Here is a 22,063-nt window from a genome sequence, read left to right on the forward strand (position 1 = left end):
ACGATGAAGATGTAAATGGATTCTTGATTCGTCTCTTGCGTAACTTAAACATAAAGGAGAGGATGAAGTAAGTGGGACTGGTGGTGGAGGTTAACAATATTACAAAAGCATATAAGAAACGAAAATCAAAAGAGCAGGTTCAAGCAGTAAATGGAATATCTTTCTCGGTTAAAGCGGGAGAAGTTCTTGGACTTTTAGGGCCAAACGGGGCCGGAAAAACTACAACGATCAAAATGATGTGTGGTCTCTTAATACCGGATGCGGGCACCGTTTTTATCAAAGGCATCGATAACAAAAAACACCGATTAAAAGCTCTAAGTCATATTAGCGCTGTTTTAGAAGGCAATCGAAACTTGTACTGGCGTTTAACTGTTAGGGAAAACATGGAATATTTTGCTGGTAACAGAGGAGTGTCGCAAAAGAAGATTACTTCGCGAGTGGATGATTTGTTGCGGAAATTTCGTCTTGAGGAAAAAGAAAACGAACTCGTTAATCGCTTATCTCGAGGAATGCAACAAAAGCTGGCGATTGCAGTAGCGATGCTTGCTGACAGTGATGTTATTTTATTGGATGAGCCTACTCTTGGTTTAGATGTAGGAACAAGGCATGAGGTTCGGGAACTATTAAGAAGTATTGCCCAGGTTGACAATCGCACAATTATTATTAGCACTCACGACATGGAAGTCGTTCAGGATTTATGTGAGCGAGTCATCATCATTAGTGACGGAGAAATCGTAGCTGATGATCAGGTTAGTAATTTGCTGCGCTTGTTTGACGCCCGTGCTTATTCCATTTCGTTGGAAGGACATTTAAATGAGCACCAATTGAGCAAATTAAAGAATAAATTTCCAATGTTCAATTATTTGCCGGCTTCTCACCATTCGGTATTAGAGATTAGCTTCTCTGTTAGTGAACAGATTTATGAACTGTTTGATATGTTGAGACATGAAGGAGTTGTGATTGAATCCATTGATCGCGGGATGCTCCATTTTGAACAAGTCTTTATTAAGCTGATAAAAGGGGAAAAAACACATGAAACGCTGGCTCAATCTATTTAAAGCAAATTTAATAAAAGAATATCTCGAATTAAAACGTTATTTGCCCAATACGATTGCGTTAGCGTTTACCTTCTACATCGTCTTTTTAGGAATGTTTCTGGGCATTCAGTTTTTTGGTGAAGCAACGATACAAGAGATTACGACACAACACGTGATCGTCAACTATGTTATTTGGTTTCTAGGAATCATGGTTATGCAAAATATTGGTTATGAAATCACGAACGAGGCGATGCGCGGGACGTTGGAACAGCTCGCCATGTCCCCTATGGGAATGTGGCGAATCATGGTTACCCGCTTAGTATCCCTGTCAATACTCTACTTTGTCATTATCTCTGGATTGCTCTTTCTTTCAATGGCGACCGCAAGACAATGGTTAAACTTGGATGTAATAACCATCCTGCCGATCTTATTTCTTACATTGCTAAGCATGTTTGGGGTCGGGTTCATGATTGCCGGTCTTTCTGTTATTGTGAAACAGATCCATGCCTTCCTGCAAATTTTTCAATTTATTTTGATGGGTTTGACCTTTGTTCCCTTATCGGTCGCTCCTTATCTCAAATTTGCTCCCTTCGTAAAAGGGGTTGATCTTATCCGGCATGTAATGATTTATAATGCTGGTTTGTTTGATTTTACTTGGGGTGACTATCTGTTTTTAGGGATTAACACAATTGTATATTTTGGTCTGGGTCTTTTTGTTTTTCTTGGTTGTGAACGTTTCGCGATGAAAAAGGGCTTACTGGCTCATTATTAAAAAGCTCCAGCCTATGCTAATGAGAACAAAACTTGCAAAAGCAGGAAGGATTGAAAAATCGTCCTTGCTTGAGATTTGGCTGGCGAAACCAATTCTCAAGCAAAAGAGGACGATAGCCATGAGTATAAATCGATTATCACACACTTCGATTGTACTGTAATGAACATCATCATATTCATTTCAAATACTGTCGGTAAGCTTTTCAATGAGATACGAAAAAAAGTACGGACCTACTTGAGGAGCTATGCCAACACAAAAAAGTGAATTGATCAAAGCAAGTGTGAGTGACGGAAAACGTTCATGTAGTGAAGATATACGACAATAGTGGGTCAGCATTTATGAAATTCCTCAAATGAAAAAGTGCCCTCATGGTGCTTGATCGTATTCTAAATGAAAAAGGAAGCGGCAGCCCAGATCTATTCCGCGAGAATAATGTCAGTTGCGCAGCAGGGATCAATAGCGAAGGTATATCCAGCAGCAAGAGGAAGCAGAGATCATCGAAGACGAGGCATCGTAATAAACACTCTCTTTAGTCGGCATAGGCAGTTATTAAACAGGAACAAGCGCCATTAGGCGCGGCAAGCATTATGCCTTATAGAGCCGAAATCAAACCACATGTTGAACGGGTGGCAATGATAAAACACGCCAATCCCACGCCATAGAACAAACAGCCCGAGTGGAAAGCGTTCTTCCTCGTGAAACGCAAACTTTTTCTTGAAGCAGTCTAAAACGCTTTCTTTTGGGTTCGCTCCATTTTTTAGAAACCATTCTTCACCCGTTTCAAGTTTCTTCCATTCCCGTTGCATTTTCAGCAGTCGGTTTTTGGTCAGTCTTGTCCTTTCCCGGTTTTCCTTTCCCGTATTTAGTCCGACCGTTTAGTATTGACCTGATCCGTGTTATGGATGCGTAAAAACGTTGCGCGCCTCTCATCCACATGGATGCGACGCACTACTTCCCTTAAAGCTCGGTGCCAGGCAAAAAAACCATCTTACACCGATCACACATGGAGAAAGTTAAAAGTAAATTTCATTCCAAAAGACCTTTCTTGAACCATCCGCCCGCTCCTTCATATGATGGAGGTAACAGCATCGGGCAGGGGGCGGATGACATGAAACTCGAAAGAATAGCAGCCAACAAAATTAAATATTCCATTACATTTGAAGAGCTGACGAAAAAGGGGTTTCTCCAAGATGAAATTTTGAAGGAATCTTTTTTATGGGACGTTTTATTTGATGAAATGTTGGATGAAGCCGGTCGCATATTTGAGTTAAATCATTTCGGCGCCGTCTCCGTTGAAATTTTTTCACTGACATCCAAAGAACTTGTTCTCATTTTGACGATTGAAGAAGATGATGAAGAAGACGATATTCCATCCATCATAGCTGGAAATGATTCCAATAAAAGGAACCGAAGTCTTCTGTTTCAATTTGATGATTTTGAACATGTCATATTATTGTCAAAAAGGCTAAAAGAATCTTCGGTGCCATTAGGGAAAAACTCTTTATATGCGTTTAAAAATAAGTATTTTTTCAAAGTGAAGGCAAATCCGAAGCACTATGAGTATTTTGACAGTCTGTTCAGCGAGTATGGCGACAAGTCCATCTTTTCTGATGCCTACTTGGACGATTATGGAGAATTGATTGTTAAAAATGAGGCAATCTATATATTACAGCAACACTTTTAAGGCCGGCACGTAAGTTTTGCACAACTTCTAAAAATCTCCTATCATAATGAATAGGAGCTTTTTTTGTAAGGTAAGGAAGTACAAGTTTTTTCGTTTTACATTTTAAACGTAAGGTTTTGTTGTCTAGTTCCAGCGCGCATCGACTAGCAGGCTTCGCCAGCAGGTTCGATGAGGGTTAAGCCTCGCCTCGTCGCACCGTGCACGACGGCGACACGAGGAAACATTATACGAGCACCATCTCAACATCGCTTCCTTGTTTCCTTTTTCCCGCCGAGGTGTTCCAGTCTGTGGGTCGATGAACAGACGCTTGCGCTTTTCTTATTAATCGCCAAGATAGGGGAGTTTTCGCACATGGTACAAGAAGAATGCATCATTGTTGGGGGAGGGCCCTGCGGCCTGTCTGCGGCAATTGCATTGAAAAATATAGGAAAAAATCCATTGATCATTGAAAAAGGAAATATTGTCAATGCCATATATCGGTATCCAACCCATCAAACCTTTTTCAGCACAAGTGAGAAGTTGGAAATCGGAGATATTCCATTTATCACCGTTAATCGTAAGCCTAAACGGAATGAGGCCTTGACGTATTATCGTGAAGTCGTCAAAAGAACGAATGTAAGGATCAACAGGTTTGAGAAAGTTTTAAGTATCCAGAAAGAGAACGGTTTTTTTACAATCACAACGGATAAAGACATCTATCGCGCGCGGTATGCCATTGTCGCCACCGGCTATTACGATAGTCCGAATATGATGAATATCCCGGGTGAGGAGCTTGACAAAGTGTACCACTATTTCAAAGAAGCTCATCCGTATTTTGATACAGATGTCGCCGTGATCGGCGGCAAAAATTCGGCCATTGATGCAGCCTTGGAATTGCAAAAATCCGGGGCGCGCGTGACTGTCCTATACCGTGGCAGCGAATATTCACCGAGCATTAAACCGTGGGTATTGCCGGACTTCGAAGCGCTCGTGAGGAACGGTGAAATTTCCATGGTTTTTAATGCTGTTGTTCGCGAAATTACAGATAAAACGATTCGGTATGTTGTGGATGATAAGGAAGAGGAGCTACATAACGACTTTGTTTTTGCCATGACAGGTTATCATCCGGATCACTCTTTTATCAAAGCAATGGGGGTCAACATGGATGACAGGACAGGAAAGCCTTTATTTGACCCGGAAACGATGGAAACGAACATCCCGGATTTATTTATTGCGGGAGTGATCGCAGCCGGAAACAACGCGAATGAAATATTTATAGAAAATGGGCGCTTTCATGGCGGCCAAATCGCCAAAGCGATTAAAGAAAAAGAAATGATGTGTGCATCCCGGTCTACTTAATATCCGGGATGTTTTTTTGTTAAAAGAAAAAATAAAGCCTTATTCGTACACGTGGTGAACACATCTTTTGGGAAAGTTTCCTGAAAGATGCATTCACCCATAGTAAAATGTTGATCTTTCAAGTATGACAATCGGTTCTGATCTGTAGCTTTTTGCAATCGCCACCATCGTCCTCCTCCGAGTCGGTACGTCAATCGCTTGCGGTTTTTAACGAATGTTCAATGGAAGGGGAAGAGTGTGTTGCCATGATTCGGGATAATTCGTTTCGGTCTTCCGTGTTCATCAATGCGGCCATTAATTTGATCCGGGCTTTTTGTCCGTTTACACCATGGCAAAAAATGACGCCCAAGTCTTTCAAGTGGCTTCCTCCTCCTTGGTAATCATACGTTGGATAAACGAATCCACTTTGACACCTTGACACAACCACAACAGGACATCCAGAATTTATAAGCATTTCGATGCCTCGTATTGATCCGGGAGGAAGATTTCCTTGCCCCAATGCTTCAATGACGATACCGTCATACGCCATATCCCTTAGTGCCAAAAACATGGATGAATCCATTCCGGCATATGCTTTTAACAACCCGACCTTTTTGCTCATTTCTTGTACTGGCAGTTTCTTCTGCAATAAAGGATTATAGTGGAATAAAATTTGATGGGGGGTAATGGTTCCGACAGGGCCTGCAACAGGGCTTTGAAACGCGGCCACGCTTGTAGTATGTGTTTTCGTTACTTCAATAGCTGTATGTATGTCATCATTAAAGACAACGAGCACCCCTTTGTTTTTCGCTTGTTCTTCCTCAGCCGTGCGGATCGCTGAAATGAAATTACGCAAACCGTCGGCGCCGTTTTCATTGCTTGAACGCATCGCCCCGGTCAATACAACTGGAACATCCACTTGTACTGTCAAATCCAGAAAAAAGGCGGTTTCTTCCAATGTGTCTGTTCCGTGAGTAATCACGACCCCATCGTAATCTTGCTCGGAACATTCCTTTTCAATGATTTTTTTTAAGTAAACCATGTCGGTGACGGTCATATGGGGAGAGGGCTTATGAAAAGGCTCAATGACGTTTATATGGGTGGAATCCGACAATTCGCCGGTCGATTCGGTCAACGGATTGCTTGGTCCGATTCCCACTGTTTGTGTAGTCGAATCTTTCTTCATCGCTATCGTACCGCCTGTATGAATCACAAGCAATGTTTTCATCTTTTCAACTCCTAGAATTTTTTACGATCTGCCATGTTCAAAAGGTCAGTTCCATGATACGATGAAAGGAAAGAAAAAGAAAGAAAAAGAGAGAAAAAGAGAAAGAGGGCCGCATAATGCTTGCAATTATATCAGCTGGAGTTGCCCCGGGGCTGGCTTTGCTGAGTTATTTCTACTTGCGGGACCAGTTTGGGCAGGAACCTGTGCTGATTGTCTTTAAAACATTTTTGCTTGGTGCCATTTTGACCTTTCCAATCATGTTTATTCAATATGTTATGAGTGTTGAAGGGATTTTTCAAAGCGATATTTTGTCATCATTTTTCTCTGTATCGTTAACGGAAGAATTTTTTAAATGGTTTGTCCTGTTTCTATATGTGTATAAACATGCCGAGTTTGATGAGCCGTTTGATGGGATTGTTTATGGAGCGAGTATATCACTCGGCTTTGCCACCGTGGAAAACATTATATACTTGGCTGCAAACGGCGTAAGTCTCGCCTTTGGCCGCGCTTTGCTCCCGGTGTCAAGCCATGCTCTATTCGGTGTTATAATGGGCTATTACTTGGGAAAGGGTAAGTTTCAAACGGAAAAAAATAGTTGGAAATGGGTGTTTACTGCTTTTTTTGTGCCTTTTGTTCTCCATGGATTATATGATTATATCTTGCTGTCCGGAAGGAACTGGATTTATTATATTTTTCCATTTATGCTATTTCTTTGGTGGCTTGGACTCAAGAAAGTGAAGCATGCCCATCTGATGACAAAAGAATTTTATAAGAAAAAACTTCAAAGCAGGGACGCCTCCATTTCTTAAGTGGGGGTGTTCTTTTTTTATAGTGGCCAAGGCCGGCCATTATGAATAAAAAATGCGTCATTCCTCATAATAACCCTATGACAATTTATTCTTTGGAGGGTGTGACATGAGGTTTGGCGCAAAATATAAACTTGTTCTCATCTTAATGATGTGCTGTTTCGGGCTATCAGCCGCACCTGCCCATAAAACGGACGCCTTTACAAACCAGGTGATCCAAAAGGGCGCTGTTGGTGATGATGTGATCGAATTGCAGTCACGGCTTCAGTATTTAGGCTACTATCAAGGGCAAATAGACGGAGTATTCGGTTGGGGCACATATTGGGCGCTTAGAAACTTTCAAGAAAGTTTCGGATTAAAAGTGGATGGTCTGGCTGGTGAAGCCACAAAAGCAAAATTGGTAAAAGCGTCCAAGTACAACAAGCAATTTGTCAAAGAGCAAATCAAGAAAGGAAAAAAATTCACTCATTACGGCGGAACAGAACCATCAAAGCAGACAGGTCCCGCTCCTGCTCCCAAAAGGCAGGCGCCAACAGCGGTCAATACGCCAGCAGGGTTTTCACAAAATGACATACAGCTAATGGCAAACGCTGTGCATGGTGAAGCAAGGGGGGAGCCTTATGAAGGGCAAGTGGCGGTTGCCGCCGTCATATTAAATCGGGTAAACAGTCCGCTATTTCCAAACACAGTCTCGGGAGTGATTTTTGAACCGAGAGCCTTTACCGCGGTAGCTGACGGACAAATATGGCTAACGCCGAATGAAACATCAAAACGAGCGGTTTTGGATGCCATTAATGGGTGGGACCCATCAACCAGCGCCCTATATTATTTCAATCCAGACACCGCAACAAGCGCCTGGATTTGGACAAGACCGCAAATTAAGCGAATCGGGAAACACATCTTTTGTAAATGACTGGAGGTGCCATCATTGCTTAGAAACATATTATTGGTTGTTCTTGCCGTTGCAGTTGTCGGGACAGGGGCGTGGGGCTATCAAGAACACCAGGAAAAAAACGCGATTTTGATCAATGCCGAAAACAACTATCAAAGAGCATTTCACGATTTAACATACCAAATGGACTTATTGCACGATAAAATTGGCAGCACACTCGCTATGAACTCAAGCAGGTCACTGTCGCCCGCTTTGGCCGATGTGTGGAGGATTACTTCCGATGCCCGCGGGCAGGTGGGACAATTGCCATTGACGCTGCTTCCTTTCAATAAGACAGAACAATTTTTGTCAAATATCGGTGATTTCAGTTATAAAACGGCAGTTCGAAACTTGGACGATGAACCGCTTTCTGCAAAAGAGCAAAAAACATTAAAGAGCTTATATAACCAAAGCGGTGAAATCAGGAATGAGTTAAGAAAAGTACAGAATCTTGTCCTCAAAGAAAATTTACGGTGGATGGATGTCGAATCGGCAATGGCCTCAGGAAAAGAAAATGCTGATAATACGATCATCGATGGTTTTAAGACAGTAGAGAAAAAGGCAACCGGTTATGATGAAGAAAATTTACAAAACTCGTCAATCGTCAGCTTTCAACAGCGGGACGAAAATTTTGATCACTTAAAAGGGAAAAAAATCTCCAAAAATGAAGCGATAAAACTCGCTCAAAAATATAGCGGGATACAAAAACCGAAAGATGTCCGTGTCACTGAAAACGGAAAGGGGTCCGCATATGGATTCTATAATGTCGTACTGAAAAACGGCAAAGGACATGAGGCTGCCATGGATATTACAAAAACCGGAGGTTACCCCATATATTTTATGGATAACCGTGAAGTAAAGGACCAAAAAATCAGTTTAAACGAGGCCGCGAAAAAAGCGGAACAATTTTTACAAAAGCATGGTTATAAAAAATTACAATTAGCGGAAAGTGTCCAGTACGATTCGACAGGCTTGTTGACATATGTCACCATGCAGGACGATGTCCGAATTTATCCGGAATCCATTAAAATCAAGGTGGCGCTTGATAATGGACAAATTGTCGGATTTACAGGCAGTGATTACTTGCAAAGCAATCGCGAGCGGGATCTGCCTTCCCCGAAAATAACGAAAGAAGAGGCTCGCGGTAATCTAAATTCCAATGTCAAGGTCATGGAGGACGGGCTTGCCGTCATTACGAACGACCTTGGGGATGAAGTGCTTTGCTACGAAGTAATTGGCACAATGGACAATGATACGTATCGAATATATATCAATGCTGAGAATGGCTATGAAGAAAAAGTGGAAAAAATGCAAAATGCCGAACCCATATACGAAGACGTGATTTAAGCAGCCCACTAGCGGCTGCTTTCTTTTATCCCTATTCAGAAATAATCTGGAAAATGTTGTTTTTTCATGACATAATAGATGTAACAAGAATGAGTAGGAAGTGCTTGCCCATGCTGTATATAGGTTTGGATTTAACGCTGGAAATGAATCAAGATGGGATGGTGAAACATTACAAAGGGAAAGTCGCTGACCTGAATGATACTCATTTCTATATCTATTACCCGATTAACAAGGAAACAAAAAGAGTGGCCTTTATACCTCCTGATACCGAGTTGACTGTTTTTTTTACAGATGAAAACTCCGCAAGTTATTGTTTTCATACGAAGGTAAGCCGAACTGTGAAAGATACTGTTCCGTTGGTTGAGCTCCCGCTTCCTGGAGATCACCATATAAAAAGAATACAGAGGCGGGAATACGTCAGGGTGGAAACAGCAGTTGACATCACCTTTCGCTTCCCGGGAAAGGCTATCGAATTTGTGACCGTCACTGACAATATCAGTGCGGGAGGTTGTGCCGCCATTCTTCCCGATGGCGTGCAATTGCAAAAAGGAGAACATGGCACCGTAGAATTTACCATTAAAATGAAATCCGGGAAAATGTATACAATGACTTTTCAATGTATCGTCATCCGAACATTTACGAGAAAAGAAACGGAGTATGTTTCCGTAAAGTATATGAATCCCGACCGAAATGACCAACAAGTGTTGACGAAATTCTGTTTTGAAAAGCAGCTTGCTCACCGAAAAAAAGGATTCTTACACTAAGTTTCACCGAATAATGCTCCCTCATTTATTGCATACTATAGAAAAAGGAGGGAGCCTATGTCTATTTTTGAACGGCTGCTTTGCAAGTTGATTATTGTTCACCTCATTATTCTCATCCTTGTTCAAGGTTTTTTTCAACCGTCTACTTATCTTTTAAATTTAAACAAAGTATTTTTATATGAGGGGGTTTCTTCCGAAATAAATGAAGCACCCCTCGATTTATGAACAGCTTTTCGAGATTTTTTAATATTTGTTTATGATCGACGTGTACAGAATATGGTAAAATAAAACATGTCCATAAACAGGTAAGCAGGTGAACAGGTTGACAAAAAAAATAAGCATTGCCATAGACGGCCCAGCCGGAGCCGGGAAAAGCACCGTGGCCAAAATTGTTGCGGATCGGCTTTCTTACATCTATATTGACACCGGTGCTATGTACAGGGCGTTTACATATAAGGCAATAAAGGAACATATAAATATACGCAGCGAAGAAGATTTGATACGTGTTCTAAAAGAAACAACGATTGAATTGAAACATGACGGCCAAAAGCAGATAGTGCTTCTTGACGGGAAGGATGTTACGAAAGAAATACGCGAGCCAGATGTAACGAATAATGTGTCTATTGTTGCTGCCCATAAGTTGATTCGCGATGAAATGGTTGCCCGTCAAAAAGCCTTGGGCAATGCCGGCGGCGTTGTAATGGATGGCAGAGATATCGGGACCAATGTACTGCCCCATGCAGAATTGAAAATTTTCTTATTGGCGAGTGCGGATATTAGAGCTGAAAGACGCCATAAAGAAAATATGGAAAAAGGATATCCTTCCGATCTTGCCAAAATCAAAACAAACATCCTGGCTCGGGACAAACAGGATACGGAGCGTAAAATATCGCCGCTCAGAAAAGCGGAAGACGCGATCGAAATAGACACTTCATTCCTCTCCGTGGATGAGGTCGTTTCCAAAATCATACATTTGGCAAATGAAAGGATCGAAGTGTCTTGAAATTTTATATATTTGCAAGAACAGTCGTCAAAGGCATTTTGAAGGTTTTATACCGGGTGGAAATAAAAGGAATTGAACATTTTCCAAAGTCAGGCGGGGTGCTCCTTTGCTCCAACCATATATCTAACCTCGATCCCCCGATGGTTGGGATAACTTGCCCGCGCCCAGTATCTTTTATGGCGAAAGAAGAGTTGTTCAAAGCCCCGGTTTTAAAGTGGGTATTGCCTCATGTGAGGGCGTTTCCGGTAAAAAGGGGCATGAGTGACAGAGGTGCTTTGAGAACGGGGCTGAAAGTCTTAAAAGAGGGGCATGTCATCGGGCTGTTTCCGGAAGGAACCCGCAGCAAAACAGGGGAAGTCGGCAAGGGGCTTGCCGGAGCCGGTTTTTTTGCTTTAAGATCTGAGGCAGCTGTTTTGCCTTGTGCGATTATCGGACCGTATAAACCTTTCGGAAAAATTACGGTCGTTTATGGGCCGCCCATCGACTTTGAAGAAATAAGAAGGGGAAAGCGTTCTGCCGAAGAGGCGACAGAAGTCATTATGTCTCACATAAAAAAATTAATCAATGACAACAAAGGCTGACGTGTATTGCTTGACAAAGATTCTTATTTGTAAGAAGTTAATATCAAGACGATTTTAAAGAAATGTGCGGATTGGTGTTCTTCTTTTTTGCTAAATGGAATCCATTCATGCGCATCTTTAAGCCGGATAGGAGGAGTAAAAGTGTCAGAGGATATGAACAATATTGAAGAGGTAACATTTAACGAAGGTGACAAGTTAAAAGGAACAGTTACCAAAATTGAAGAAAAGCAAGTTCTTGTGGACATTGAAAACAGCAAAGTAAATGGAATTATCCCGATTAGTGAACTTTCCAGTCTCCATGTTGAAAAAGCATCTGATGTAATATCTGAGGGAGATGTCCTTGACTTAATCGTTACGAAAGTAGAAGAGAACTTACTCATTCTTTCAAAGCGTAAGGTTGATGCTGAAAATGCGTGGGAAACATTGGAAAGACGCTTTGAAAATAATGAAATATTCGATGCAGAAGTAAACGAAGTGGTTAAGGGCGGCCTCGTGGTTGATCTGGGTGTTCGCGGCTTTGTACCAGCTTCTTTGGTTGAAGATTATTATGTAGAAGATTTCAGCGGATATCAAGGAAAAACTCTTTCGTTTAAGATTGTGGAACTGGATAAAGAAAAAAACCGCCTCATTCTTTCCCATCGCGCAGTTGTTGAAGAAGAAAAGAAACGGGAAAAGAAACAATTGCTGGAAAATCTTGAAGTTGGACAAGTGCTTGAGGGAACAGTTCAACGCATAACCGATTTTGGCGCATTTGTCGATATCGGCGGGGTGGACGGATTGGTGCATATTTCCCAGCTGGCCCACCATCATGTTGAAAAACCTTCGGACGTCGTAACGGAAGGCGAGAAAGTACAAGTAAAAGTATTGTCGGTAGATAAGGAAAACGAGAGAATTTCTCTGTCCATCAAGGAAACTTTGCCTGGACCTTGGACAAATATAGCGGAGAAGGCTCCCAGGGGAACAGTTCTCGAAGGAACAGTCAAACGTCTCGTATCATTTGGCGCCTTCGTTGAAGTCTTCCCGGGAGTAGAAGGACTTGTCCATATCTCCCAAATTTCCCATAAGCATATCGGTACGCCGCATGAAGTTCTTCAAGAAGGGCAAACCGTACAAGTAAAAGTTCTTGACACGAACGAAGAAGAACAAAGAATGTCTTTAAGCATGAAGGAATTGGAAGAACAAGATTACAGCCGGGATAACAATTACGAACCGGTTGAAGAGACAAAGGGATTCCAGCTTAGTGACATGATTGGCGACAAGCTAAAAGATTTTAATAACGAATAAGTCTGCAAACCTTCCGTTGAAGAACGGAAGGTTGTTCTATAAGGAAAACTTTATCGCGCGTAAACCGGCAGCAAGCTCCCTGCTTCAATCGCCTGATTGATGCGGGGCGGGTCGCCAAGACACGTAAAAAGCTTCGACCTTGATTCATGAACGCATCCTAAAGCGACCTGCGGGAAGTACGAGTGCGAGCGCGGCGATGGACAAGGAAAGCTTGGCCGCCACCGTCACGCTGAAGAAAAAGCGCGGGCTTCGGGGATGCGTTGCTTGAGCTTGCAACAGGGCGCTTTCGATCCTAGCCTTCGTCCTGTCTAAAAAGCCCACTGCTTGAAATTTCGCTCTATCAATTTGATTAAAGCCCTCATTTGTATCCCATAATGAAACAAATGGGGGTGATTTTCATGTCAGGAATTATATTTTTATTTTTTTTGTGGGGCGTATGGATTGTCGCGACCTTTTTATTAAATAAGGATGATCCGGCAAGGCTGCCGATTGCCGCTTTGTCTCTGTTATTGCTCGTAGTTTCATCGATATCGTTTTCTGTAAAATCCGTTACTGTGAACGGAGCCGCCGTTTTATTAATGATGGGAAGCTGTGTGGTGATCTCGAAGTGGTCTTTTCTCCAAAAAATGTATTTCATTTTTTCGGCACTCACGATCATGGTCGGCTACGCAGGTGCTTATTTACTTGAACTATATGATCCCGTATGGGTTCTCATAGATAAAAGAATCCTTCTTTCTTCCGCTTTGTATATCATCGGATGGATTCTATATCCTGCTTCATTGTTTTACCGATTTTTTGCGATCGTTGTCGGAACCTTGCTCGGGGAGATTTTTTTAGGAGTGTTTTTGTCACAGTGGAGTATGCCATATACAGTCGGCTCCTTGGAATATTTGGATATTTTTGGACTGAGCGCCACATTGCTTTTGATTGCTCATCTATTAACTGCTGTTAAACGAATAATGAAACAGCATGCCACTCAAAGGGTCATGCACTAACACTTCCCGCTGCCGGTTTCTTTTTGGCATAAAAATAAGTGCTGTGATACCATGTATGGATGTAATATAATTTGTACTGATATTTATTTAAAGTGAGTGATGAGAATGGGAATGCCGACCGTAGCTATTGTTGGAAGACCAAACGTCGGAAAGTCAACGATCTTCAACCGGATCGTGGGCGAAAGGATTTCAATTGTTGAAGACGAGCCTGGTGTAACGAGGGATAGGATATATGGAACCGGCGAGTGGCTGACAACATATTTTCATGTAATTGATACCGGTGGCATTGATATAGGTGATGCCCCTTTTCTGGAAGAAGTCCGCCAGCAGGCAGAGATTGCCATAGAAGAGGCTGATGTTATTATTTTTGTCAATTCCCGTGAAGGGGTTACGTCGGCTGACGAGGAAGTGGCAAAGATTTTATTCAGATCCAAAAAGCCGGTAGTTTTAGCTGTCAATAAAGTGGATAATCCGGAAATGAGATCGCAAATTTATGATTTTTACTCCCTTGGTTTTGGCGAACCTTTCCCTATATCGGGGTCCCACGGTTTGGGACTGGGAGATTTGCTGGATGAAGTGATAAAACATTTTCCGGCTGATCACGGAGATCCGTATGATGAAGATGTCATTAAATTTAGTTTGATCGGAAGACCCAATGTCGGAAAATCTTCTCTCGTGAACGCTCTTCTTGGTGAAGAAAGAGTCATTGTGAGCCCGATTGCCGGCACAACGCGTGATGCGGTCGATACCCCATACATTGTGGACGGCCAGGAATATGTCATCATTGATACGGCAGGCATGCGCAAAAGAGGAAAAGTATATGAAAGTACGGAAAAGTACAGTGTATTAAGAGCGTTAAAAGCCATAGAGCGTTCTGATGTCGTCCTCGTCGTGCTGGATGGGGAAGAAGGAATCCGCGAGCAAGACAAACGGATTGCCGGCTATGCCCATGAGGCTGGACGTGCGATCATTATCGTCGTCAATAAATGGGACGCCGTTGAAAAAGATGAGAAAACGATGCGGAATTTTGAAGAGAAAATCAGAGACCAGTTTCAATTTCTTGATTATGCTCCCATCGTTTTTCTTTCCGCCAAAACAAAGAAAAGAATCGGAACATTGCTTCCGGCGATTCAAATGGCTAGTGAAAATCACGCCAGGCGTGTCCAATCCAGCGTGTTAAATGAAGTCATTTTGGATGCGGCCGCAATGAACCCGGCGCCGGCAGATAAGGGAAAACGCTTGAAAGTTTACTATGCCACTCAAGTTTCTGTCAAGCCGCCAACCTTTGTTGTCTTTGTAAATGAACCAGAATTAATGCACTTTTCTTATGAAAGGTTTCTGCGAAACACGATACGGCAGGCATTCGAATTTGAAGGAACGCCGTTAAAAATTATCGCTCGAAAAAGGAAATAAAGTCAAAGCAGGTGAGTCTAGTGGACAATGATAAAGAAACCGTCGCGGTAATCGGAGCCGGGAGCTGGGGAACGGCCTTGGCACTCGTATTGGCTGACAACGAACACCGTGTACAATTATGGCTTAGAAATAAAGAACAGCAAAAGGAGATCAATGAGCAGCGGACCAATTCGAAATATTTGCCGGGGGTAAAACTGCCGGAAAATATTCAGGCATATGTTTCTTTGGAAGATGCCCTGGAAGGGGCCGAGACTGTCATTATCGCTGTTCCATCCGAGGCGATCAGAGAAATTGCCAAGGATATTGCCGCCATTATTGCCAAACCGCTGACATTTGTTCATGTAAGCAAAGGAATTGAGCCGGATACGCATAAAAGAATATCGGAGATGATCGAAGATGAGATTCCGTCTCGTTTGCTGAAAGACTTGGTCGTTCTATCAGGACCGAGCCATGCGGAAGATGTAGGTGAGCGGCATCCAACAACAGTGACGGTTTCCTCAAAAAATATGAAGGCCGCCCAAAAAATTCAAGATTTGTTTATGAACAAACATTTTCGGGTGTATACGAACCCTGACCTCATTGGAGTGGAAATTGGAGGAGCTCTGAAAAATATTATTGCGCTGGCGGCCGGTATTTCCGACGGCCTTGGATATGGAGATAATGCCAAAGCGGCACTCATTACGAGAGGACTTGCCGAAATATCCCGGCTGGGAACGAAAATGGGTGCGAATCCATTAACATTTTCCGGGTTGACCGGCATCGGTGATCTAATTGTCACATGTACCAGTGTCCATTCCCGCAATTGGAAAGCGGGGAATCTTCTCGGCAAAGGCCATAAATTGGATGAGGTGTTGGAAAATATGGGGATGGTTGTCGAAGGTGTACGGACAACCAAAGCTGCGTATCAGCTTGCACAAAAATATAAAACGAATATGCCAATTACGGAAGCGTTATACAATGTATTGTTTAATGCTGTCAATCCGAAGGATGCAGTTGACCAATTGATGGGAAGATTGAAGAAACACGAAATGGAAGATCTTGTGGGCATTCTGAGTGAGCAGATGGAACAAAGATAGCGGCCATAGGCATACGAGGATGCGTTCTTTTTCATGCAACATATGCTGTAATGAGATTCGCAGAAACCGTGGGCATGGGGTTTTTTAGTTCCAACACTTGATGAAGCAAAAAATCCATCTTTTTGCTTCATTTTTTTGTGAATTTTATTTTACCGGCATTTGCCGGGGTGTTATAATGATTTCGAGTTAAAGCCAAGTTTTTTATTTCTATACAATTTGGAGGGGACCTTCCGTGTCAGTATCAATGCAAAAAATGTGGATATCGATTATTGCCATGGTGCTTATGGCACTGGCGATGCTTACGATATATATTAGCAGATTCAAGCTTAATAAAGGGCTTTTAAAGGTTGTGACGGCCCTCGCTGCGTGGGCATGCATGATTATCGGGGGGCTGCTGATGCTGTTTGTCGTCTTGACAGGCCCGACCTATTAAGAAATGGAATAAGTATCAGGCATTTTAAGGAGTGTACATATACATGAAAAGGTGGTTGTTGCGATCACTGCCCATAATAGCCATTGTGCTCGTGTTACCCGGATGTTTTTTTCCTCAGGAACGAAAAGTGGAGAATCAGGTCCCTTATGAAGAGCAGATTGCATCAGTACAGCGGGCGGTGGATAAATACCAGGAAGCAAATGAAGGACTGCTTCCTATCAAGGAAAAAGAGATGGGCACACCCATTTATCAAAAATATCCGATAGACTTTAAAAAGCTGATACCGCAATTTTTAGAAGCCCCTCCAGGAAACGCTTATGAAAATGGGGGAGTATATCAATATGTTTTGATTGATGTAGAAACAAATCCGACGGTGAAAGTATTTGATTTGCACATCGCAGAAAAAATAAGAGAGTTAAAGATCAGGATGCAAGCGTATCGCTATCCGCCGTTTAAAGAAACTCTAGCAGATAATGTCTTTACGCTCGATTATAAAAAACTGGGATACGAAGAGGAGCAATATGCTACATCTCCCTATACGAACAACAATCTGCCGTTTGTCATTAATGGGGAAGGCGAGATTTTTGTAGACTATATTTCGGACCTCTATAATGCTTTGCAGGAGGAAAAAACAACATTCAAACAAGGAGAAGATATTAGGCCGATATTATATAAAAATTCGCCCATCGTGCCTGCCTTTTCCGTTCCGTATACAATAGATGAGAATAATGAGCCAATATATATGGCGAAATAGGCATAATCCTTCTTCCGCAAAATATAATGTGGAAGAAGGATTTATATTTTATCAAGTACATTTAAATCGGACAACATCACGCACCTTCTAGGTCTTACTTCGATAAAACGGGATCATGTTGTCCCTTGAATTCTAGGATAGGAGGGAAACTCTTGGAAAAGGTCGATATTTTTAAAGATATTGCAGAAAGAACGGGCGGGGATATTTATTTGGGCATTGTAGGGGCCGTCCGAACAGGGAAATCTACTTTTATCAAAAAATTTATGGAACTGGCCGTTTTGCCGAATATTAAAAATGAGGCCGACAGGGCTCGTGCTCAAGACGAATTGCCACAAAGCGCAGCCGGCAGGACGATCATGACAACCGAACCGAAATTTGTTCCAAATCAGGCAGTTTCCGTACATGTTGATGATGGACTGGAAGTAAATGTAAGGCTGGTAGATTGTGTAGGATATACGGTTCCTGGGGCAAAAGGATATGAAGATGAAAATGGTCCGAGGATGATTCATACCCCATGGTATGAAGAACCGATTTCTTTCCATGAAGCGGCCGAGATTGGTACGAGGAAAGTGATTCAAGAGCATTCTGTATTGGGGATTGTCGTAACGACAGATGGTTCTATCGGAGAAATTCCGCGGCAAGACTATGTAGATGCGGAAGAGCGTGTCATTGAGGAATTAAAAGAAGTCGGTAAACCTTTTATCATGGTTGTCAATTCAGCAAGGCCGCATCACCCGGAAACAGAAATGCTCCGTGGCCAGCTGCAAGAGAAGTATGATATTCCAGTGTTAAGCATGTCAGTGGAAAATATGCGAGAAGACGATGTGTTAAATGTATTAAGAGAAGCACTCTATGAGTTTCCGGTGCTTGAAGTCAATGTCAACCTTCCAAGCTGGGTAATGGTGTTAAAAGATCATCATTGGCTCAGGGCAGATTACCAGGAGGCCGTCAAAGAAACAGTGAAGGACATTAAACGGCTGCGTGATGTAGACCGGGTAGTACAGCATTTTAACGATTACGAATTTATCGAGGATGCCGGGCTTGCCGGAGTCGATATGGGCCAGGGTGTCGCGGAAATAGATTTATTTGCTCCAGATGCTCTTTATGATGAAGTTCTTACGGAAATTGTCGGAACTGAAATTCGAGGAAAAGATCATTTGCTGGAGCTGATGCAAGATTTTTCAGAAGCAAAGAGGGAGTATGACCAAATCTCCGATGCGCTCGTCATGGTAAAGCAAACAGGATACGGGATTGCTGCTCCATCATTACAGGACATGAGCTTGGATGAGCCAGAAATTATCAGGCAAGGCGCCCGGTTTGGTGTCCGGCTGAAGGCTGTGGCCCCTTCTATCCATATGATAAAAGTGGACGTAGAATCCGAATTTGCCCCAATCATAGGAACAGAAAAACAGAGTGAGGAACTTGTGCGTTATTTAATGCAAGACTTTGAAGATGACCCGCTTTCCATTTGGAATTCCGATATTTTTGGAAGAAGCTTAAGTTCCCTCGTTAGAGAAGGCATTCAGGCAAAGCTTGCGATGATGCCGGAAAATGCCCGTTACAAGCTGAAAGAGACATTGGAAAGGATCATCAACGAGGGTTCCGGAGGCTTGATTGCGATCATTTTATAGGACAAAAGGCGCTGAATATACAAAAATTCAGCGCCTTTTCCATTATTTATTGCATTTCTTCTTGCTATCACAATTTTTATATGATAATCTGTTAAGCAGAAAAGCTCGTTGAACCTTGATTCAAAAGCTTTTTCAACGATTTCTGGCATGAAAATGTTTAGAAATCCAAAAATTTGATAACACATGTAATAAGGCTTGTGAAAGGTTATAATGTGCCGATAGAGGAGGTGAACAGAATGAACAAAACAGAACTAATCAATGCGGTGGCAGAATCAGCTGAACTTTCCAAAAAAGACGCTACAAAAGCGGTAGAAGCTGTCTTTCAATCCATTCAAGATGCATTGTCCAATGGAAATAAAGTTTCCCTAATTGGATTTGGCAACTTTGAAGTGCGCGAGCGTGCAGCTCGTAAAGGACGCAATCCTCAAACTGGAGAAGAGATTGATATCGCAGCAAGCAAAGTACCTGCATTTAAACCGGGGAAAGCGCTTAAAGATGCGGTAAAATAATTACATACCTCATTGAGTGTATGAGAGGAACTGCCCGAGGCAGTTCCTTTTTATTTATATATTTGTATGGTAATATTGGACTGTTAGTGAAAGTATGGCAGGAGGATATCAAATGGCGAAAATGAATAAACCTAAAATCGAAGAAGCAGTCCGGATGATTTTGGAAGCAATTGGAGAAGATCCGGACCGGGAAGGACTCGTTGATACGCCAAAGCGTGTTGCCAACATGTATGAAGAAGTATTTGCGGGCATTCATATCGAACCAGAACAATATTTTGAAACGATTTTCGGGGAAGACCATGAAGAACTCGTATTGGTGAAAGATATTCCATTTTACTCGCTGTGTGAACACCATTTGGTTCCGTTCTTTGGGAAAGCCCATATTGCATATATTCCGAGAAACGGGAGAGTTACCGGTTTAAGTAAACTCGCGAGAGCTGTTGAAGCTGTTGCGCGGCGGCCACAGCTTCAAGAAAGGATCACGTCTACAGTAGCGGACGCCATTATGAATAGATTACAGCCTCACGGTGTTATGGTGGTATTAGAGGCGGAACATATGTGTATGACGATGAGAGGGATTAAAAAGCCTGGATCTAAAACCATTACATCCGCGGTAAGGGGAATCTTTTTAAAAGATATCCAGTCACGCAATGAAGTTCTCTCTTTAATCAAGTCGTAGAATAGAGGGTGTTACTATGAAAAGCCAATTGGGGCAAGGTGACTTTATCGTCATTAAAGCCATGGAGAATGGAGTCAATGTGATGGGGTTGACGCGTGGAACGGATACGAGGTTTCATCATGCGGAAAAGTTGGATAAGGGTGAAGTTCTGGTAGCCCAGTTTACAGATCATACATCAGCCATCAAAATAAGAGGGAATGCAAAAATCATCACAGCGGTCGGTGAAGTCGAAAGTGAAAGAAACGAATGATCATGTTATAATAGTGAAATTGAACCGGGAAGTAATGATGTGTAAAAGAAATGGGGAAAACGGATATGGGTCTTTGTGTAAATGAACAGAAAATTGATTTAATAAAAGCCATTGTTGAAAGGAAATTGCACCATCACTTTCTTTCAAAACAAATCGAATTTCCGGTTATTGACGAAGACCGTATCCTGATGTTGGCGATGGCGGTAAATGAGACGGAGCTGCCAGATACGCAGGCTGACCAATATGTGACATCTGCCATGCTTGTTCAAGTTGCCTTGGATACGCATGAAAAGGTGACGAATCCTTTATCATCCATGAAAGAGAGGCAATTAACGGTGTTGGCGGGCGACTATTTTAGCGGTCTTTACTACCGCCTTCTGGCTGATCACGAAAATCTTGACTTAATCCGAACACTTGCAAAGGCGGTTAAGTTCATCAACGAGTACAAAGTTTCTCTGTATCAATTTGAATTGGATGATATTGACACCTTCATGCTGTATTTAAAAAGAGTAGAGACAACGATTATTGAACAATTTTGCAACCATTTTAATTTTGTCCATTACCATTCATTATTTACGGAGCTGCTATTCTTTAAGAGGCTTGTATCAGAATGGGAGAAGTATAAGAACGGCCACTTTTCGATATTATTTGAAGGCCTTAAAAGATATACCGCCCAGGACAGAATGGAAAATGGACAGAACTTGGAAAGCATTTGTCAAATGTACATAGAAAAAAGCAAGACTGTCTTGCTGGAAGCAATGAGAGGGGTGGGCACACTGCCGTCCATCCTGCAAACACGTATTGTGGATCTGGTAAATGGCCATCATTTTGCAACATAATTTTGGAAGAAGGTTACCAAATGCAATCTAAAGAACAGCGTGTACATAACGTATTTGAATCAATTTATAAAAACTACGATAAAATGAATTCTATCATCAGTTTTCAGCAGCATACAAAATGGCGCCGAGAAACGATGAAAAAAATGGACGTGCAAAAAGGCGAAACGGCGCTGGATGTTTGCTGCGGCACCGGAGACTGGACGGTCTCACTAGCGGAGAAAGTCGGACATGAAGGACAGGTGTTCGGGCTTGACTTCAGTAAAAATATGTTAAAAATTGCCGAAGAAAAGAAAGCACAAAGAAATATGGAGCAAATGACACTCATTCACGGAAATGCAATGGAACTTCCTTTTGAAGATAATCGTTTTGATTATGTCACGATAGGATTTGGCCTTCGTAATGTTCCTGATTATATGCAAACATTGAAAGAGATGTATCGGGTGACAAAACCCGGCGGAATGGCCGTTTGCCTGGAAACTTCCCAGCCGACTCTGCCTGTCTACCGCCAACTCTTCTATGCCTATTTTCGGTATATTATGCCCGTTTTCGGGAAGTTATTTGCGAAAAGCTATGAGGAATATTCATGGCTGCAGGAATCTGCGCGTGACTTTCCTGGAAAGGAAGAGCTGGCCCAAATGTTTTGGCGGGCGGGCTTTACGAACGTCATCTACAAATCTTTTAGTGGAGGGGCTGCAGCGGCCCACATTGGATGGAAAGAGAAAAAATAGCT

At 42.3% G+C, this 22,063-nt stretch carries 24 protein-coding genes; 23 read left to right on the top strand and 1 reads right to left on the bottom strand.

The annotated features are described in order from the left end of the window. Positions 1–71: 71 nt before the first annotated feature. The 4 genes from MHB50_RS07975 (at position 72) to MHB50_RS07990 (ending at position 4,831) form a co-directional block, all read left to right on the top strand. Positions 72–1,058: an ABC transporter ATP-binding protein gene (locus tag MHB50_RS07975; protein WP_077113291.1), complete on the top strand. Its 987-nt coding sequence runs from the start codon at positions 72–74 to the stop codon at positions 1,056–1,058. Beyond that, positions 1,033–1,809 (top strand): ABC transporter, encoded by a 777-nt coding sequence (locus MHB50_RS07980; RefSeq protein ID WP_077113292.1) that lies wholly within the window; start codon positions 1,033–1,035, stop codon positions 1,807–1,809. Before MHB50_RS07975 ends, MHB50_RS07980 begins: the two co-directional genes overlap by 26 nt. A gap of 1,108 nt (positions 1,810–2,917) precedes the next feature. Further along, positions 2,918–3,493: an adaptor protein MecA gene (locus tag MHB50_RS07985; RefSeq protein WP_077113294.1), complete on the top strand. Its 576-nt coding sequence runs from the start codon at positions 2,918–2,920 to the stop codon at positions 3,491–3,493. A 351-nt stretch (positions 3,494–3,844) separates the two neighbouring features. Further along, the gene (locus MHB50_RS07990; protein ID WP_340085117.1) at positions 3,845–4,831 is read left to right on the top strand and encodes a YpdA family putative bacillithiol disulfide reductase; all 987 of its coding nucleotides are present in this window, start codon (positions 3,845–3,847) and stop codon (positions 4,829–4,831) included. Between the two features lie 190 nt (positions 4,832–5,021). On the opposite strand, the gene MHB50_RS07995 is transcribed toward MHB50_RS07990, so the two are convergent. Next, positions 5,022–6,038, bottom strand: coding sequence for an asparaginase (locus MHB50_RS07995; RefSeq protein WP_340085118.1), 1,017 nt, complete (start codon positions 6,036–6,038; stop codon positions 5,022–5,024). 116 nt (positions 6,039–6,154) lie between these two features. Here MHB50_RS07995 and prsW point away from each other — a divergent pair, with 116 nt between their 5' ends. The 19 genes from prsW to menG all read left to right on the top strand — a co-directional run bounded on the left by prsW (position 6,155) and on the right by menG (position 22,061). Further along, positions 6,155–6,847, top strand: coding sequence for a glutamic-type intramembrane protease PrsW (prsW, locus tag MHB50_RS08000; RefSeq protein ID WP_077113297.1), 693 nt, complete (start codon positions 6,155–6,157; stop codon positions 6,845–6,847). A gap of 145 nt (positions 6,848–6,992) precedes the next feature. Then, positions 6,993–7,757 (top strand): spore cortex-lytic enzyme, encoded by a 765-nt coding sequence (gene sleB / locus MHB50_RS08005; RefSeq protein WP_236016959.1) that lies wholly within the window; start codon positions 6,993–6,995, stop codon positions 7,755–7,757. 15 nt (positions 7,758–7,772) lie between these two features. After that, entirely contained in the window at positions 7,773–9,122 is a 1,350-nt protein-coding gene (ypeB, locus tag MHB50_RS08010; protein ID WP_340085119.1) for a germination protein YpeB, read from the top strand. A gap of 110 nt (positions 9,123–9,232) precedes the next feature. Further along, a complete protein-coding gene (locus MHB50_RS08015) occupies positions 9,233–9,886 on the top strand; it encodes a PilZ domain-containing protein (protein ID WP_077113300.1) in 654 nt (217 codons plus the stop codon). A 57-nt stretch (positions 9,887–9,943) separates the two neighbouring features. Then, a complete protein-coding gene (locus MHB50_RS08020; RefSeq protein WP_171973995.1) occupies positions 9,944–10,111 on the top strand; it encodes a DUF5359 family protein in 168 nt (55 codons plus the stop codon). A 97-nt stretch (positions 10,112–10,208) separates the two neighbouring features. Further along, the gene (gene cmk, locus MHB50_RS08025) at positions 10,209–10,889 is read left to right on the top strand and encodes a (d)CMP kinase (protein WP_077113301.1); all 681 of its coding nucleotides are present in this window, start codon (positions 10,209–10,211) and stop codon (positions 10,887–10,889) included. Further along, on the top strand, positions 10,886–11,470 hold the full coding sequence (locus MHB50_RS08030) for a lysophospholipid acyltransferase family protein (RefSeq protein ID WP_340085120.1): 585 nt from the start codon (positions 10,886–10,888) through the stop codon (positions 11,468–11,470). The genes cmk and MHB50_RS08030 overlap by 4 nt, the downstream gene beginning before the upstream one ends. A gap of 141 nt (positions 11,471–11,611) precedes the next feature. After that, positions 11,612–12,754, top strand: a complete 1,143-nt coding sequence (rpsA, locus tag MHB50_RS08035; RefSeq protein ID WP_077113303.1) for a 30S ribosomal protein S1 — start codon at positions 11,612–11,614, stop codon at positions 12,752–12,754. Positions 12,755–13,152: 398 nt separating this feature from the next. After that, positions 13,153–13,749, top strand: coding sequence for a hypothetical protein (locus MHB50_RS08040; RefSeq protein ID WP_077113304.1), 597 nt, complete (start codon positions 13,153–13,155; stop codon positions 13,747–13,749). 105 nt (positions 13,750–13,854) lie between these two features. Next, entirely contained in the window at positions 13,855–15,162 is a 1,308-nt protein-coding gene (gene der / locus MHB50_RS08045; RefSeq protein WP_340085121.1) for a ribosome biogenesis GTPase Der, read from the top strand. A gap of 20 nt (positions 15,163–15,182) precedes the next feature. Then, complete coding sequence (locus tag MHB50_RS08050) at positions 15,183–16,238, top strand: NAD(P)H-dependent glycerol-3-phosphate dehydrogenase (RefSeq protein WP_077113306.1); 1,056 nt, start codon at positions 15,183–15,185, stop codon at positions 16,236–16,238. Between the two features lie 232 nt (positions 16,239–16,470). Then, positions 16,471–16,671, top strand: a complete 201-nt coding sequence (locus MHB50_RS08055) for a DUF2768 domain-containing protein (protein WP_077113307.1) — start codon at positions 16,471–16,473, stop codon at positions 16,669–16,671. 43 nt (positions 16,672–16,714) lie between these two features. Continuing rightward, positions 16,715–17,425, top strand: a complete 711-nt coding sequence (locus MHB50_RS08060; protein WP_077113308.1) for a hypothetical protein — start codon at positions 16,715–16,717, stop codon at positions 17,423–17,425. 152 nt (positions 17,426–17,577) lie between these two features. Further along, positions 17,578–19,056: a stage IV sporulation protein A gene (spoIVA, locus tag MHB50_RS08065; RefSeq protein ID WP_077113309.1), complete on the top strand. Its 1,479-nt coding sequence runs from the start codon at positions 17,578–17,580 to the stop codon at positions 19,054–19,056. A 236-nt stretch (positions 19,057–19,292) separates the two neighbouring features. Continuing rightward, positions 19,293–19,565: an HU family DNA-binding protein gene (locus tag MHB50_RS08070; protein ID WP_077113310.1), complete on the top strand. Its 273-nt coding sequence runs from the start codon at positions 19,293–19,295 to the stop codon at positions 19,563–19,565. A gap of 112 nt (positions 19,566–19,677) precedes the next feature. Further along, the gene (gene folE, locus MHB50_RS08075; RefSeq protein WP_340085122.1) at positions 19,678–20,244 is read left to right on the top strand and encodes a GTP cyclohydrolase I FolE; all 567 of its coding nucleotides are present in this window, start codon (positions 19,678–19,680) and stop codon (positions 20,242–20,244) included. 16 nt (positions 20,245–20,260) lie between these two features. After that, positions 20,261–20,494 carry a trp RNA-binding attenuation protein MtrB gene (mtrB, locus tag MHB50_RS08080; RefSeq protein WP_077113312.1) on the top strand — a complete coding sequence of 78 codons (234 nt, stop codon included), beginning with the start codon at positions 20,261–20,263 and terminating at the stop codon, positions 20,492–20,494. Between the two features lie 65 nt (positions 20,495–20,559). Continuing rightward, positions 20,560–21,333 carry a heptaprenyl diphosphate synthase component 1 gene (locus MHB50_RS08085; protein WP_077113313.1) on the top strand — a complete coding sequence of 258 codons (774 nt, stop codon included), beginning with the start codon at positions 20,560–20,562 and terminating at the stop codon, positions 21,331–21,333. 20 nt (positions 21,334–21,353) lie between these two features. Then, a complete protein-coding gene (gene menG / locus MHB50_RS08090; RefSeq protein WP_077113314.1) occupies positions 21,354–22,061 on the top strand; it encodes a demethylmenaquinone methyltransferase in 708 nt (235 codons plus the stop codon). Positions 22,062–22,063 lie beyond the last annotated feature (2 nt).

Source organism: Siminovitchia sp. FSL H7-0308, from assembly GCF_037980985.1.
Taxonomy (GTDB): Bacteria; Bacillota; Bacilli; order Bacillales; family Bacillaceae_C; genus Siminovitchia; species Siminovitchia thermophila.

Coding starts and splice junctions, on each gene's coding strand:
- MHB50_RS07980 (WP_077113292.1), top strand. CDS start 1,033: ATGAAACGCTGGCTCAATCTATTTAAAGCAAATTTAATAAAAGAATAT.
- MHB50_RS07985 (WP_077113294.1), top strand. CDS start 2,918: ATGAAACTCGAAAGAATAGCAGCCAACAAAATTAAATATTCCATTACA.
- MHB50_RS07990 (WP_340085117.1), top strand. CDS start 3,845: ATGGTACAAGAAGAATGCATCATTGTTGGGGGAGGGCCCTGCGGCCTG.
- MHB50_RS07995 (WP_340085118.1), bottom strand. CDS start 6,038: ATGAAAACATTGCTTGTGATTCATACAGGCGGTACGATAGCGATGAAG.
- prsW (WP_077113297.1), top strand. CDS start 6,155: ATGCTTGCAATTATATCAGCTGGAGTTGCCCCGGGGCTGGCTTTGCTG.
- sleB (WP_236016959.1), top strand. CDS start 6,993: ATGATGTGCTGTTTCGGGCTATCAGCCGCACCTGCCCATAAAACGGAC.
- MHB50_RS08015 (WP_077113300.1), top strand. CDS start 9,233: ATGCTGTATATAGGTTTGGATTTAACGCTGGAAATGAATCAAGATGGG.
- MHB50_RS08020 (WP_171973995.1), top strand. CDS start 9,944: ATGTCTATTTTTGAACGGCTGCTTTGCAAGTTGATTATTGTTCACCTC.
- MHB50_RS08040 (WP_077113304.1), top strand. CDS start 13,153: ATGTCAGGAATTATATTTTTATTTTTTTTGTGGGGCGTATGGATTGTC.
- der (WP_340085121.1), top strand. CDS start 13,855: ATGGGAATGCCGACCGTAGCTATTGTTGGAAGACCAAACGTCGGAAAG.
- MHB50_RS08060 (WP_077113308.1), top strand. CDS start 16,715: ATGAAAAGGTGGTTGTTGCGATCACTGCCCATAATAGCCATTGTGCTC.
- MHB50_RS08070 (WP_077113310.1), top strand. CDS start 19,293: ATGAACAAAACAGAACTAATCAATGCGGTGGCAGAATCAGCTGAACTT.
- folE (WP_340085122.1), top strand. CDS start 19,678: ATGGCGAAAATGAATAAACCTAAAATCGAAGAAGCAGTCCGGATGATT.
- mtrB (WP_077113312.1), top strand. CDS start 20,261: ATGAAAAGCCAATTGGGGCAAGGTGACTTTATCGTCATTAAAGCCATG.
- MHB50_RS08085 (WP_077113313.1), top strand. CDS start 20,560: ATGGGTCTTTGTGTAAATGAACAGAAAATTGATTTAATAAAAGCCATT.
- menG (WP_077113314.1), top strand. CDS start 21,354: ATGCAATCTAAAGAACAGCGTGTACATAACGTATTTGAATCAATTTAT.